Origin of the sequence: Ventosimonas gracilis (assembly GCF_001580025.1) — a bacterium.
GTDB classification, from domain to species: Bacteria; Pseudomonadota; Gammaproteobacteria; order Pseudomonadales; family Pseudomonadaceae; genus Ventosimonas; species Ventosimonas gracilis.
On the sequence record NZ_LSZO01000018.1, the window covers coordinates 1 to 12,831 of the forward strand.

The 12,831-nt window shown below is 58.0% G+C and carries 14 protein-coding genes and 2 tRNA genes; 10 read left to right on the top strand and 6 right to left on the bottom strand.

What is annotated here, in order from left to right; all coding sequences use genetic code 11:
- The 6 genes from AXE65_RS13700 to AXE65_RS01120 all read left to right on the top strand — a co-directional run.
- The coding region (locus tag AXE65_RS13700) for a type 1 periplasmic-binding domain-containing protein (protein ID WP_160330575.1) at positions 1-324 on the top strand (324 nt) is incomplete at its 5' end.
- Positions 325-384: 60 nt separating this feature from the next.
- Positions 385-1,248, top strand: a complete 864-nt coding sequence (locus AXE65_RS01100) for a branched-chain amino acid ABC transporter permease (RefSeq protein ID WP_068386817.1) — start codon at positions 385-387, stop codon at positions 1,246-1,248.
- Positions 1,249-1,253: 5 nt separating this feature from the next.
- On the top strand, positions 1,254-2,237 hold the full coding sequence (locus AXE65_RS01105; protein WP_068386821.1) for a branched-chain amino acid ABC transporter permease: 984 nt from the start codon (positions 1,254-1,256) through the stop codon (positions 2,235-2,237).
- Positions 2,234-3,022 carry an ABC transporter ATP-binding protein gene (locus tag AXE65_RS01110; RefSeq protein ID WP_068386824.1) on the top strand — a complete coding sequence of 263 codons (789 nt, stop codon included), beginning with the start codon at positions 2,234-2,236 and terminating at the stop codon, positions 3,020-3,022. Before AXE65_RS01105 ends, AXE65_RS01110 begins: the two co-directional genes overlap by 4 nt.
- The gene (locus tag AXE65_RS01115; RefSeq protein ID WP_204376491.1) at positions 3,012-3,719 is read left to right on the top strand and encodes an ABC transporter ATP-binding protein; all 708 of its coding nucleotides are present in this window, start codon (positions 3,012-3,014) and stop codon (positions 3,717-3,719) included. Before AXE65_RS01110 ends, AXE65_RS01115 begins: the two co-directional genes overlap by 11 nt.
- 78 nt (positions 3,720-3,797) lie before the next feature.
- The gene (locus AXE65_RS01120; RefSeq protein WP_068386827.1) at positions 3,798-5,111 is read left to right on the top strand and encodes a glutamine synthetase family protein; all 1,314 of its coding nucleotides are present in this window, start codon (positions 3,798-3,800) and stop codon (positions 5,109-5,111) included.
- A gap of 23 nt (positions 5,112-5,134) precedes the next feature.
- Here AXE65_RS01120 and AXE65_RS01125 read toward each other — a convergent pair whose 3' ends face one another.
- A complete protein-coding gene (locus tag AXE65_RS01125; RefSeq protein ID WP_068386830.1) occupies positions 5,135-6,100 on the bottom strand; it encodes a helix-turn-helix domain-containing protein in 966 nt (321 codons plus the stop codon).
- A gap of 144 nt (positions 6,101-6,244) precedes the next feature.
- On the opposite strand from AXE65_RS01125, the gene AXE65_RS01130 reads away from it, so the two are divergent.
- From AXE65_RS01130 to AXE65_RS01140, 3 genes are all read left to right on the top strand, one after another.
- Entirely contained in the window at positions 6,245-6,829 is a 585-nt protein-coding gene (locus tag AXE65_RS01130; RefSeq protein ID WP_068386833.1) for a cache domain-containing protein, read from the top strand.
- A 108-nt stretch (positions 6,830-6,937) separates the two neighbouring features.
- Positions 6,938-7,013, top strand: a tRNA-Glu gene (locus AXE65_RS01135).
- A gap of 5 nt (positions 7,014-7,018) precedes the next feature.
- Positions 7,019-7,094 (top strand) — tRNA-Gly (locus AXE65_RS01140).
- A 449-nt stretch (positions 7,095-7,543) separates the two neighbouring features.
- Here the strand turns inward: AXE65_RS01140 and AXE65_RS01145 are convergent.
- The 3 genes from AXE65_RS01145 to AXE65_RS01155 all read right to left on the bottom strand — a co-directional run bounded on the left by AXE65_RS01145 (position 7,544) and on the right by AXE65_RS01155 (position 9,595).
- Positions 7,544-7,942 (bottom strand): hypothetical protein, encoded by a 399-nt coding sequence (locus AXE65_RS01145; RefSeq protein WP_068386836.1) that lies wholly within the window; start codon positions 7,940-7,942, stop codon positions 7,544-7,546.
- Between the two features lie 26 nt (positions 7,943-7,968).
- Complete coding sequence (locus AXE65_RS01150; RefSeq protein ID WP_153015353.1) at positions 7,969-8,187, bottom strand: hypothetical protein; 219 nt, start codon at positions 8,185-8,187, stop codon at positions 7,969-7,971.
- A 214-nt stretch (positions 8,188-8,401) separates the two neighbouring features.
- Positions 8,402-9,595: an MFS transporter gene (locus tag AXE65_RS01155; RefSeq protein WP_068386842.1), complete on the bottom strand. Its 1,194-nt coding sequence runs from the start codon at positions 9,593-9,595 to the stop codon at positions 8,402-8,404.
- Positions 9,596-9,706: 111 nt separating this feature from the next.
- Here AXE65_RS01155 and AXE65_RS01160 point away from each other — a divergent pair, with 111 nt between their 5' ends.
- On the top strand, positions 9,707-10,099 hold the full coding sequence (locus tag AXE65_RS01160) for a winged helix-turn-helix transcriptional regulator (RefSeq protein ID WP_068386845.1): 393 nt from the start codon (positions 9,707-9,709) through the stop codon (positions 10,097-10,099).
- 76 nt (positions 10,100-10,175) lie between these two features.
- Here AXE65_RS01160 and AXE65_RS01165 read toward each other — a convergent pair whose 3' ends face one another.
- Both AXE65_RS01165 and AXE65_RS01170 read right to left on the bottom strand, forming a co-directional pair.
- Positions 10,176-10,679, bottom strand: coding sequence for a GDYXXLXY domain-containing protein (locus AXE65_RS01165; protein WP_204376492.1), 504 nt, complete (start codon positions 10,677-10,679; stop codon positions 10,176-10,178).
- The gene (locus tag AXE65_RS01170; protein WP_068386848.1) at positions 10,676-12,781 is read right to left on the bottom strand and encodes a DUF2157 domain-containing protein; all 2,106 of its coding nucleotides are present in this window, start codon (positions 12,779-12,781) and stop codon (positions 10,676-10,678) included. Before AXE65_RS01170 ends, AXE65_RS01165 begins: the two co-directional genes overlap by 4 nt.
- Positions 12,782-12,831 lie beyond the last annotated feature (50 nt).

Genomic DNA, 12,831 nt, shown 5'->3' on the forward strand with positions numbered 1-12,831 from the left:
ACGCCCATGCAAAAGGTTATAGAGCAGCGCTTTACCACGCGCTTTGGCAGCTTTAATGCGCTGGCGGGCAATTATTCTTGGTGGTTCTGGGCGCTCAAAGCCGCTTGGGAGATGGCCGGTACCGCCACCGATACGCGCGCGGTCGCCGAAGCCTTGGGGCAGGTGGAACTTGCCGACAGCTACGTAGGCCGCGCCCGTTTTGCCGGAGAAAAATCCTTCGGCGTAGCGCGGCAAGGCGTGTACGACTGCTTTACCACCACCATCGACAAGGGTGTTGCCAAAGTCGAAGACGTGCGCTTTCCGGCGTTGCCGGATAACTACTAAAGCTTCCCTTGCCGGCAAGCGGGCGAGGGCTGGGAGAGAGTAGGCGGGGGAGTAAAACGCATGAGTGAATGGCTGCAAATGGGCGTTACCGGCTTAAGTCTTGGCTTGATGTACGCCTTGATTGCCATTGGCCTTACGCTGATTTTTGGCGTGATGCGCATTGTCCAGTACGCCCACGGCGAGATGTATATGCTCGGTGCGTTTGGCTTGTATTACTGGCATGGCGCATTGGGTTTGCCGTATTGGCCGGGCGTTATGGTCAGTGCCGTGGCCATTTTTATCCTTGGCATGCTGCTGCAAGCCACGTTGTTTCGCCCACTGGCCGGTAAAAACCTGCTCTATTCGCTCGCCGTCTCTTTAGGTTTGGTGCTGATTTTTGCCAGCGGCGGACAACTGATATTCGGCACAACCACCAAAGGCATTCCATCGGCGGTGACTGGCGGCACGCTGATTGGCGGCGCTTATATCTCTTACGAGCGCCTGCTGATTTGCGCCGTTTCCTTGCTATTGATTGGCGCACTCTGGCTGTTTCTGCGCTTTTCGCGCCAAGGGCTGGCGCTGCGAGCCGTGGCAGAAGATGCACAAACCGCCGCACTTTACGGCGTAAAAACACAACGCATGCACCGGCTGGCTTTTGGGCTGGGTTCGATGCTTGCCGCGATTGCCGGTGGCCTGATGGGCAGCATGCTGTCGATTGTGCCAAATATGGGTTTTTTGGCGACCATCAAGGCGTTCATGATTGTGATTATGGGCGGCCTGGGGTCGATACCCGGTGCGCTGATTGGCGCGTTGCTGCTGGGAATGATTGATAGCGTAGTGACCACCAAAATCAGCGGCGATGTCGCGCTGATTGCCTGTTTTGTGGTGATTTTCCTGGTGCTGGTGCTGCGCCCGTCCGGCCTGTTTGGCCAGCATTGGGATTAACGCCGATGAACACATCCCCCCTTAGCGCACAAACCCGAAGCAGCAAACTCGCTTGGCTGGCCTTGCTGCTGGCCGCGCTGATTGCGCCGCTGGTCGTAGGCTTTGACCGCTACCTGCTGCATGTGGGCATCACTATCTGCTTTAACGTCGCGCTGGTAGCGAGCCTCTGGCTGATTTGGACGCTGGGTGTGATTTCCTTCGCCCATGCCGGTTTTATGGGTATTGGCGCTTATTGCTCGGCGCTGCTTTTAACCAAAACGGGGCTTTCGCTCTGGTACGGCATCTGGCTTTCGGTACTGATTTGCGGCCTGTTTGCGGTGCTGATAGGCGTGCCTTTAATGCGCACCCGCGCCGTGTACTTTTTTATGGCGAGCTGGGCGGTTGGTGAAGTGATTAAACGCACCTTTGCTTACTTTCAGGACTTTTTCGGCGGCTGGAACGGCCTGTTTGACATCAAAGCACCGGTTTTGGATTTGGGCTTTTGGCAGATCGACTTTGCCAGCCGTACCGCTTACTACTATCTGGCGCTGCTCGCCGTGACGCTCTGCCTGTGGATTATTTACCGCCTTAACCACTCGCGTACCGGCTTGATTTATTGGGCGATTCACGAGAACGAACTACTCGCCGCCCATGTAGGCATTAACGTAGCGCGGCATAAAGTCATCTGCTTTGCCATTGCCTGCGCCTTGGTCGGCATGATTGGCGCACTCTACGCGCACTACGAAACCTATATCAGCCCGAAAAACTTCGACATCTGGAAATCCGAATTTGCCTTGGTGCATTTGATTGTCGGCGGATTGTCCACCTTGGGCGGGCCGGTCGCTGGCGCGATAGTGCTGACCATTGCCGATGAACTGTTACGCGCAACCGGCTATCTGCGCACGCTGATTTTTGGCGTTGTGCTGATTGCCTCTGTGTTGCTGCTGCCGGGCGGTCTGGAAAGCCTGCCCGGCAGGCTGCGCAAACTGTTTAAGGGAAAAGGCGTATGAGTGATTGCCTGCTTCAAGCCAAAGGGCTTTGCATGCGCTTTGGCGGCGTTATTGCCATTGACGGCCTCAATTTATCGGTGAAATCCGGTGAAATCCACGGGTTGATAGGCCCTAACGGCGCGGGCAAAACCAGCTTTTTTAACGCTTGTTCCGGTCGTTATCCGCTTTGTGGCGGGGAAATTTTACTGCAAGGGCAGCCAATCAGCGGGCTAAAACCGCACCAAATCGCAGCCAAGGGGCTGGTTCGTACCTTTCAGCACGTCACCTTGTTTAAGGGGTTTTCGGTACTGGGCAACCTGATGGTGGGGCTTCACCTATCCGCCGGACACCGCTATTTGGCGAGCCTCTGGCGTGGCAAAAAACAAAGCGAGCGCGAAGCGGCCAATCGGGATAAAGCGCTGGAGATTCTGGAGTTTATCGGTCTTTCCCAAATCGCCGAACAAAGCGCACAAACCCTGCCACACGGCCATCAGAAAATGCTTGGCATTGGTATCGCGCTTGCAGCAGCCCCGCGCCTTTTATTGCTCGATGAGCCTTGTGCCGGAATGAACAGCGCTGAAGCGCGGCAAATGATTGATTTAGTTCGTCGTATTCGCCAAAGCGGGATTACGCTGATGCTGATTGAACACAATATGCAAGTGGTGATGGACTTGTGCGAGCGCATTACCGTTTTAAGTTTCGGCCAGTGTATCGCCCAAGGCACGCCGCAAGACGTCCGCGCCAATGCCCAGGTGCGCCGCGCCTATCTGGGTTCTGCCGGACAGGAGGCCAGCGATGCTGCTTGAACTGCAAAACCTGTCCGTGCACTACGACAAGGTCGAGGCAGTGCGCGGGGTTTCCCTGCACGTTGGGCAAGGGCAAACGGTCTGCCTGATTGGTGCCAACGGCGCGGGCAAAAGCAGCATTTTGCGCAGCATCTGCGGGCTGCAAAAACCCAGCGGCGGGCAAATCCATTATCAAGGGCTGCGTATCGACGGCAAAACGCCGCAGCACATCGTAAAGCTCGGCATTGTCCAGGTGCCGGAGGGTCGCCGTTTATTCAAACTAATGACCGTGCGCGAAAACCTTGGCCTGGGCGCTTACCTACAGCCGCGTGCGCAAATCCAGCAAGACATGGAAGCGGTGTTTGAGCGCTTTCCCATCCTGCGCGAAAAACAACATCAGGCAGCGGGCAAGCTCTCCGGCGGACAGCAGCAAATGGTCGCCATTGGCCGCGCACTGATGGCGCGACCCAAACTCTTGCTGCTCGATGAACCGTCCTTAGGTCTATCGCCCAAGTTAATGGATGAAATCGCCGAATTGATAGGCCAGCTTAAAGCGAGCGGCCTTGCCATCTTGCTGATTGAGCAAAACGCCCATATGGCGTTGGCGCTCGCCGATTACGGCTACGTGCTGGCAGTCGGCCAATGTGTTTTACAGGATACCGGCAGCGAACTGAAACAAAACCCCGAAGTCGCCCGAGCGTATTTAGGCGGCGCATAAATTAACCGAAGGCCCCCTTTCACTCCCCTCGCCGCTTGCGCGAGAGGGCTGCGCGAGAAGAAAAACAGGAGAACATTGATGGCGCAAGAAAACGACGACTTTATCCTGCTCGGCTACGTCGATTTGGACGGCCTGCTGCGCGGCAAATATGTAAGCCGCGAAAAATTCCAAAGCTGGCAAAAAAGCACTGGCACGTTCTGCTCTGCCGTGCTGGGCTGGGATATGCGCGATGAACTCTACGACAACGCCCACAGCGGCTGGTTTAACGGCTTCCCCGATGACCCGCTGCGCATTGCTGAGGGGGATGGCACCCGCCTGGCCAACGGGCGGCGCTTTTATCTGATGGAATACGCAGACGGTAAAGGCGCAGCACTTTGCCCAAGACGACTGGCCGCACGGGTGCTCGCTCGTGGTGAAGCAATGGGCTTTCAGCTAAAAGCCGGTTTTGAGTACGAGTTCTATGTCTTTCGAGAAACCCCCGAAAGTGCCAAAGCCAAAGGCTTTCGCAATCTCACGCCGTTTTCGCCGTCCGGCAGTTGCTACTCGATTTTGCGCACCGCCACCCATGAGAATTTTTTCAGCGGTATGCTTTTGCTGGCCGAACAATTGGGCACACCGCTGGAAGCACTGCACCCGGAAGCCTTCCCCGGCGCAATGGAATTTGCGCTAACCCCGGCAGCAGGCTTGCAGGCCGCCGACCGCGCGGTTATCTACAAAACCTTCGCCAAGGCTTGGGGACAGCAGCAGGGCTTAAGCCTTTGTTTTATGGCCAAACCCATTAGCGGCATGTCCGGCTGCGGCGGGCATACCCATATTTCGCTGTGGCAGGGCGAGCACTGCGCCTTTTTTGATAAAAGTGCACAAGACGGCCTAACGCAAACCGCCCGCCACTATATCGGCGGATTGCTGCGCTATATGCCGGAACTGATGGCGCTCTATGCGCCGACTATCAATTCATTTACTCGCCTTGCCCCGGGTTTTTGGGCACCGACCGGCGCCAATTGGGGTATCGACAACCGCACCTGCGCACTGCGTGTGCTGGGCGATAGCGGCAAATCCAAACGGGTGGAAGTGCGCCCGCCCGCCGCCGATGCCAACCCTTATCTGGTGCTGGCCGCCGCGCATGCCGCCGGTCTTGCCGGTATCGAAGAGCAGATCGAACCGCCCGAACCACTCGCGGGTAACGGCTATGCCGATACTTTGCAGGCAGAGCGGTTATTCCCGCGCTCGCTGGAAGAGGCGGCAGCACGACTACGCGGCTCAGAGATGGCGCGACGCTGGCTGGGCGATGCCTTTGTCGAACACTTTGCCAAAAGCCGCGAGGCGGAAGTCGCCGCGCACCGCGCCGCCGTGTCGGATTGGGAGCTGGAGCGCTACTTCGAGATCATTTAGGACTCTTTATGTCGCGCCGCACATTACTGGGGGAAGGTCGATCTGTTTGCCTTAACCCGCGCCAAAGTGGCTGACGGCAACTCGCCAAACAACGCACAGTAATCGCGGGCAAACCAGGACAAATGCCAAAAGCCCAAACGGGTCGCCGCCTCCGTCACCGGACAGGCGGCCGAAAGCAGCAGGCGGCGAACTTGACCCAAGCGCAGACAGCGCAGGTATTGCAGCGGCGAAAGTCCGGTTATCTCCTTACAGGCCGTTTGCAGCGTACGCCTCGATACGCCAAGGCGTAGCGAAAGTTCAGCGACCGACAGTGGGCAGTCAAACGCTTCATCACCACTCGCAGCATGACAAATCCACCGGCGAATAGCCGAAACCGCCTGCCAATAAGCACGCTTGGCCGATTTATCTTCCGTCTGCTCGGTATTGCCCAGCATATCCAGCAACTGCCCCAGCATCACGCGGCTGTTGGCGGCGCTTTTTTCAACCGCCGACACTGCCAAAGCCAAACGCAGCCACTGGCTTAACCGGCTAAAAGCCGCAGGCGATAAGCCGATTACCCGCTTGCCACGGGCGTGATGGTGCAACGACTGCTGCAAAGTATCCGCGAGCCGCGCGGCGCGGCTATCGCTAAGTGCCGTACAGTCAATCTCCACCCCATAAAACTCAAAGTCATCCGGCGAGAGAAACTCAAAGCCCATCGAGCCGGAAAACAGCAGCAAATCATGCCCGGCCGTCTCGCCACAAAGCAGGCTGCGCCCGCGCCCTTTGAGCGGCACGCCAAACGCGAGCTTAGATGAAGGCAGCGCACCGGCCTGAAACACGGCGCGGCTCATGCTTTCACGAAACAGTTTCAACCCCGGCAGCGTCAAACTGCTGACCGAACCGGCAAAGCATCCGCCGGAAAGCTGGCTATATTGCTGCTGCCAAGCACGCAGCAGTTTTTCCTGCTGCTGCACATCACAACTGATTTCAGTCACCGGAAAAGGCATGGCGGTCTCGGCGCAGATGGGCTTGTCGGCTGTTGATGGATTTGTGGCAATACGAGCGGTTTGCAGTATAAGCCCATTGCTTTCTTCGGGCTGGTGGCTAGAGTGTGTGTTTGTCTTTCAACCCAAACAAAAAAGGTACCTCCCATGAACCCGCTCAAGCAAATCCTGCTGGGACTGACACTGCTCGCCGCCAGCCTGTTCTCCGCCGCCAGCGAACCCCCGCCCGCCGTACAGGCGGTCAAGCAAAAAGTCACCGATATGGCCGCACACTACGCAAAGCAACTGGACGGCTTTTTTGGCGACCGCCACACCGAGCTGATGGCCTCCGGCGAAGGCAGCGATTCGCCGCTCTACCAACAACTAAAACTCGTGCTGGACGGTTTTCGTGAAGAATCCGGCGCTTACTACGTCTATTGCCTGATTGACCAAGATCCGGGCGACGACCACTTTGAAATCACCGTAGACGGCTCAGTCGAACCCGATGACTGGCTTAATCCCTACGAAACCGAAAGCCAATTTATCGCCGCACTGGCCGGCACACCCACGCCCGCGCCTTCCGCCTGGAATGACGATGAAGCAGGGCTTAAGCCGGTCTGGTCTGCCTTTGCCCCCATCCATAACAGTGAAGGCAAGATAGTCGCCATTTTGGGCCTGGACTACCCCGCGCCACAAATTCTGGAGTTTCCGCAGTGGAACAGAGACAGCGATGAATTTAGCAAACAGCCATAAATATTAGGCGACAAGGCTTGACGCAGTTATTCGGCTTCCCTAGAATACGCACCACTTCGCAGCCAGCCAACAGGTTGAGCCGCAAAGGCTGTTAAGTTCCAAGGCTGCGTCCCCTTCGTCTAGTGGCCTAGGACACCGCCCTTTCACGGCGGTAACAGGGGTTCGAGTCCCCTAGGGGACGCCATATAAGCGGAAATAGCTCAGTTGGTAGAGCGCAACCTTGCCAAGGTTGAGGTCGCGAGTTCGAGCCTCGTTTTCCGCTCCAATTGATGATCTAAAGACTTATATTGACGATATAAGTCGTTGAAAAGAGCCGAAAGGCTCTTTTTTCATTTCAGCGACATCCACTAAAAATCCACCTGTATCCGCGACTTTTTAGCCCATAAATACGGCTGTGCGTGGTTCCACATGAACGGTGTTGAACCGAAAGCCAGCATCCCGAAGCGCCAGAGAGATTCCCGGCGTGACGGTGCGCTACGCGCAACGATGCGTTGGGTGATCCGGTGAATTTCGGGATGCAAGCTCATTGGCAATAAGGCTATGAGTGAAAAGATAGGAAACAAGCGGCTCAAACTATCTGCACAAGGCAAGCCAGTGCAATGCGATATGTTCAAGCGCAGGCATTATGGGCTGCTAAGTACAGCCTTGTCACACCGCTTTAGTGATGATGAATACAGGCCTTTCTATTGGCACTAAAAAACCCAGATGACCCCATCAGGATAAATCCCAGACATCAATGGTTAGCATTTGTTCACTATTACAGGCAGCGATACGATCTGGGTATTGCGTTATCTCATCGAACCAATGCACGCGCTTGGGTCGTACATATTCTTCACCCTCATCCATACTCGATATTGGCGGTTCCGGGTTACTGTATTCTACATAAAGCTTCCCTTTTTCAAGCAAAGGCAAAATGACTTCAGCGCGCGCCTGCCAACGACTGGGATAGCCGTCTTTTCTTAATTGCTGCGCTTTGCCTTGACGGGTTAACTGGTCCAGCCAATCAATGCCGCCTATACTCACTTCCCAGTGGGCCAAAGTCGCTGTGTTATCCCTCGGGATATCCATTTCTTCTGGACTTAAGGTTGAAATCACAATCCACCAACCAAGCATTATTTTCTCCTTAACGTTAAGTCACGCTAGGCAGCGCAACGGTATTCAATCATTAATTGAACGGCCTGATTGCCGCGCCATTCATCCGGCATCAAGCGATAGGCAATGCGTTCATAATCACAGGTGAGTTGATCTGCGCCGTCAAATAACGGCTCGGCAAAGCCTTGCCCCCACGGTTCAGCATCACGTAATAAACAGGCATTGTGGTAATTAAACTCGTTAACTTGCAATGGGCCATCGCTCAAAATGTGTGCTTGTAACATTTCAGGCGTAATACGCTGAGCTACGGCTTTCCTTAGAACTTGCAAAGGAAGGTCTGCAAAAGAAGGTCTGCAAAATCTCTCTGGTTGCGGTATTTCGCTGAGATCATTGCCGTCACGCTTTGACTTGGCTCAGGCCTACGGCTGATGACCCAACTATCGCTTGGGAAGGTGGCGCAGTTCCATCGCCAAGCCTTGCTCAAGCTGCGCGGCAAATATCCGCCCCGGCGCGTCGGCTTGCCTGCGCCGCCGAGGCCCAGCCAGACAACAGCGCCAATCCCAACGCCAGCGCAGACAATATGCCACCCGCCCAATTCGGTGCGGCGTAGCCAAAGCCTTGTGCAATCACAAAGCCGCCCAGCCAAGCGCCAATCGCATTTCCCAGGTTGAACAGGCCAATATTGAACGAGGCAATCAGGTTGCTGGATGCTCCGGCAGCGCGTGCTTTATCCAGCACCAGCCGCTGAATCGGCGCGACGGTGGCAAAGCCGAAACCGGCCATGAACAGCACGCACAAGGCCGATGCCAGACGGCTTTCCACGACGAAGAAAAATACAAACAATACCAACGCCTGTCCGGCCAAGGTGATGTACAGCAGCGGCATCAAGGCGCGGTCAGCCAGTTTGCCGCCGAGCAAATTGCCGATAAACAGCCCCAGTCCGAATAGCAACAGGATGCCGCTCACGCCGTGATCGGAGTAACCCGCTAGCTCCGTCATCATCGGTGCGATATAGGTAATGGCGGTGAAAAACGCCGCCGGGCCGAAGATGGTAATGCCCATCGCCAACAACACCTGTGCATCGGCAAAGGCCGCCAGTTCCCGGCGCAAATTGGGGACTTCATGCGATTTTCCCTTGGGAACCCACAAGGCCACTGCCGCCAGTGCCAACACGCCGATCACGGTAATGGCAAAAAACGTCGCCCGCCACGACAGCGCCTGCCCCAGCCAGGTGCCGCCGGGAACGCCGAGCAGATTGGCCAGTGTCAGGCCGCTGAACATCAAGGCAATGGCGGTGGTGCGGCGGTTCGGGGCGACCATGTCGGCGGCCAGAATCGAGCCGATGCCGAAAAATGCGCCGTGCGTGAGTGAGGTCAGCACACGCCCAGCCAGCACCCAGGCAAAGCCCGGTGCCAGCGCGGTGAGCAGGTTGCCCGCGATAAAAAAGCCCAGTAGCCCCATCAGCATGGCTTTTTGCGGCAGGCGCAGCCCCAGCACCACCAACAGCGGCGCGCCGACGAACACGCCCAGCGCGTAACTGGTGGCGGTATATCCGGCAGTGGGGATGGAAATGGCGAACTCGGCGGCGATACCAGGCAGTAGGCCGGAAATCACGAACTCGGTCGTCCCGATTCCAAACGCGGCGATGGCAAGTGCCCAAATGGCAGCAGGCATGACAGACCCCTTCATAGGTATAAATATGGATAAAGGGGAATATAGTGGCCTTGATATTATTTGGAAAGTAGTTACCATAAGGTAACATAGGAACCTATAGGGAACCATAAAATGTCGAACAAGCTTGATGAGCGCTTGGTGTTTGAAGCCGACTGCGCCCCGCGTCGGGTGATGGAACTGTTTGCCGTCAAATGGGTCAGCATGGTGCTGCACGCGCTCGACCGCTGGCCGGGTGGACGCTGCCGTACCGGCCAGTTGCAGCGGGCGCTGCCGGGCATTTCCAAAAAAATGCTGGTGCAAACGCTGCGCGATATGGAAATGCGCGGCCTGCTGGCGCGGCACGTCTATACCGTGGTTCCGCCCAAAGTCGAGTACGAACTGACCGCACTGGGGAGAACCTTTGCCGGAGCGGTGGAAATGCTCTACCGCTGGGGGCAGGAACACGCAGAAGCGCTGGATAAACTGGAAGCGAACGGCAAACAGGCTGAATCACTTGGGGTTTAGCGGCGAAGGCTGAGGTTGAGACGCTTATCGCCCCGGATAAACCGCCGTCATCTGCATGTGCTTTGATAGAGACCGCTCACCGGCGCTGCTCGCCCAATAGCTGCAAATTCTCGTCACGCAGTGCCGCCAGCAGCGCCCGGCCGCTATCGTCCACGCGCAACTCGCCCCACCGGGCGCGTGCGTAGACCGCGCCTTGGCCTTCCTGGAAAAAAAATGCGTTGGGGCCGATGCTGATGCGCCTGTCGCGTAGCCGTGTTTTCAGCGCGATTTGCCCGGCGGGCGCGGGCAGCGTGTTGCCCACGGATGCAAAGCTGGCGCGGTTTTCTTCGTCCAGATTTACGTAGGCATAGCTCGGCAGCCGCCCGGCGGCGCCGAGCGGCAAGCGGTCGTCGATGGCAAAACTGAGCGCCATGTAGTCACCCTGCATGAGCGAGCGGGGATCGACCGGGGCCAGTTCCACCAGCACCGGGCGGCCGTCGCGCAAGGTGCGCTCCATGCCTGCAACCGACCACCAGGCCACGCCGATGACCAGCAATAAGGCCAGCAATAACACTGCATTCAAATGACGACGCGTCATCATGCCTGTTCTCCTGATGGTTCCCCTGATGGTTCTCCCAAGCGATACCGAATCAACCAGGCCAGCGCCAGCAGCGCCACACCCGCCGCCGCCAGCGTGGCGGATTTGATCAGCAGCGTCTGCGTCAGGCTGTAATAAAAAAGGCCCAAAAACACCCACGCGCCTGCCACCGACCTCACCAGCCAGTCGCGCTGGCAAGCGTAAAACGTCGCCAGCGTCAGGGTCAGGCACGAGAGCATCGCGGGTGCGCCGTAACCCAACGCGCCCACCACCACGGCAGCCGCCGCCAGCACGATTTGTTCGCGTCTCGGCAGAGCGCGCAGCAACCAGCCTGCGCTCGCCAGCCAGACGAGCGGTGCGGCCCATTGATAAAAGCCGTAATGTGTCAGCTTGCCGTCATAAAAAAGGTCGCCGACGTAATGCTGAGCTAGCAAGAAAATCGCCAAGCCGATGAAGCTTGCACTATGCGCCAGCGCCGCCACATAACCGGCCTGCGGGCATACCACCCAATGCCGACGCGCCAGCCATAGCGCCGTTGCCAGCGCCACAAACACCACGCCCAGCCAGCCCGCCCAATCAAGAAAATAACGATCCGGTACGCTGTACAAGCCGCAACCCACCGCCATCGCCATGCACAGCGACCGGTGCAGCAGGCTCGTGCGCGGTATCGTCAAGGCCAGCGCCAGCACTGCGCTGGCAAAAAGGTGGGCATCGCGCGATTCGTCCGCCCACACGAACGCCAGCAATAGCTGCCCGGCCATCGACAGGCCCAGCGCCAGTTGGTTCATAAAGGCGGAATCCCGCTGCCGCCAAAAAAGCGCCATCCCGACGGCGATAAGGACGACGGCAAAAAAGAGCAACGGCCCATCCAGCACAAAAAACGCGCCTGTCAACAAGAGTGCCGCCAGCCAGGCGGCCAACGCCTGCAAGGCAGTCAGCCAGGCCGCGCCCGGGGCCAGATTGGCCAGCCGCTGGCACTGGGCCTCATCGGCGATATCGTGCGCTCTGAAGGTAGCCAGCAAATGGGGCACGACATTGATGCGGGTAGTGATGCGTGGCACCAGCTTGGCGTCGATGACCTCATCAGCATTGCGCGGGTCAGTCGCTGCCATGTCCCGCTGGTGTTGCTGGCGGATCAGATTTTTGAGCCATACCGCCAGATATCCGGTCGCCCCCAGCACGAACGCCGCCGTCACAAACAGGATAAACGACAAAGCCCTCCAGTCGTCGCCTAGAATGCGCAGCAACACGCTGGTCGCCACGACCACGCTGGCGACGCACAAACTTCCCAGCATCACGATGTCCAGACGCTGGTGGCGGTAATACCAAAACCCCGCGCCCGCCACCGCGATAAAGAGCGGCACGTACACGACAAAATGGGTTTCCCACACGCCGAGCACCGCACCCACTGTCAACGCCGTCAACGCCAGCGCTGCACTGATACGCTCCAGATGGCGACCCGGTGTGCTCGCATTGAGCATCCAGCGCCCGCCGCGCCAGGCCGCCAGCCACCACAGGGTATTGAGCGCGAGCCACAGCGCCAGTTTCACCGCCTCGTCCTGCACGCCGAACTGCCACAGCCCGCCGTCCGGCACCATCATGCGCGTGACACACAGATTGCTCGCGAGCAGACACAAGAGCCAGGTCGGCCAGCTGCGCGCCAGCAGCACAAACGGCAGCATCAGCACCGCCCAGGCGGCAAACAGCTCCCAGATGTCTGCGCCGGTCTGATAGATCTGCCCGATCAGCGCCAGCAACGCTCCCGTGCACAGCGCCGCGCCAAAGAGCGCCGCCTGCCACGCGAGCCCCGCCGGTCGGCTCGCCAGCGCCATCAGCCCGCACGCCGCCAACGCCCCCGTCGCCAGCGCGAGCTTGGCAAAGCGGTGCATGCCGTCCCAGTTGTAGGCAAAAAAGAACACCACGGCGGCGGCCAGCAACAGTGCCCCGGCCAGCGTACAAAACCGCGTGCCCGCCGCCAGCCAAGCCGCCCGCGACGGCTGCAACGGCTCCAGCGCTTCCAGCCGCGCCACCTGCTGCACATTCAATTGGCCGTGCTCGGCCCAATGCAAGATTTGATCGACCTGCGCCAGTCGCCATGTGCTCATTGCCGTATTCCTTGGTGATTTATCGGTGACGGCGGCATTTTAGGTCTTGC

Coding starts and splice junctions, on each gene's coding strand:
- AXE65_RS01100 (WP_068386817.1), top strand. CDS start 385: ATGAGTGAATGGCTGCAAATGGGCGTTACCGGCTTAAGTCTTGGCTTG.
- AXE65_RS01105 (WP_068386821.1), top strand. CDS start 1,254: ATGAACACATCCCCCCTTAGCGCACAAACCCGAAGCAGCAAACTCGCT.
- AXE65_RS01110 (WP_068386824.1), top strand. CDS start 2,234: ATGAGTGATTGCCTGCTTCAAGCCAAAGGGCTTTGCATGCGCTTTGGC.
- AXE65_RS01115 (WP_204376491.1), top strand. CDS start 3,012: ATGCTGCTTGAACTGCAAAACCTGTCCGTGCACTACGACAAGGTCGAG.
- AXE65_RS01120 (WP_068386827.1), top strand. CDS start 3,798: ATGGCGCAAGAAAACGACGACTTTATCCTGCTCGGCTACGTCGATTTG.
- AXE65_RS01125 (WP_068386830.1), bottom strand. CDS start 6,100: ATGCCTTTTCCGGTGACTGAAATCAGTTGTGATGTGCAGCAGCAGGAA.
- AXE65_RS01130 (WP_068386833.1), top strand. CDS start 6,245: ATGAACCCGCTCAAGCAAATCCTGCTGGGACTGACACTGCTCGCCGCC.
- AXE65_RS01145 (WP_068386836.1), bottom strand. CDS start 7,942: ATGCTTGGTTGGTGGATTGTGATTTCAACCTTAAGTCCAGAAGAAATG.
- AXE65_RS01155 (WP_068386842.1), bottom strand. CDS start 9,595: ATGCCTGCTGCCATTTGGGCACTTGCCATCGCCGCGTTTGGAATCGGG.
- AXE65_RS01160 (WP_068386845.1), top strand. CDS start 9,707: ATGTCGAACAAGCTTGATGAGCGCTTGGTGTTTGAAGCCGACTGCGCC.
- AXE65_RS01165 (WP_204376492.1), bottom strand. CDS start 10,679: ATGATGACGCGTCGTCATTTGAATGCAGTGTTATTGCTGGCCTTATTG.
- AXE65_RS01170 (WP_068386848.1), bottom strand. CDS start 12,781: ATGAGCACATGGCGACTGGCGCAGGTCGATCAAATCTTGCATTGGGCC.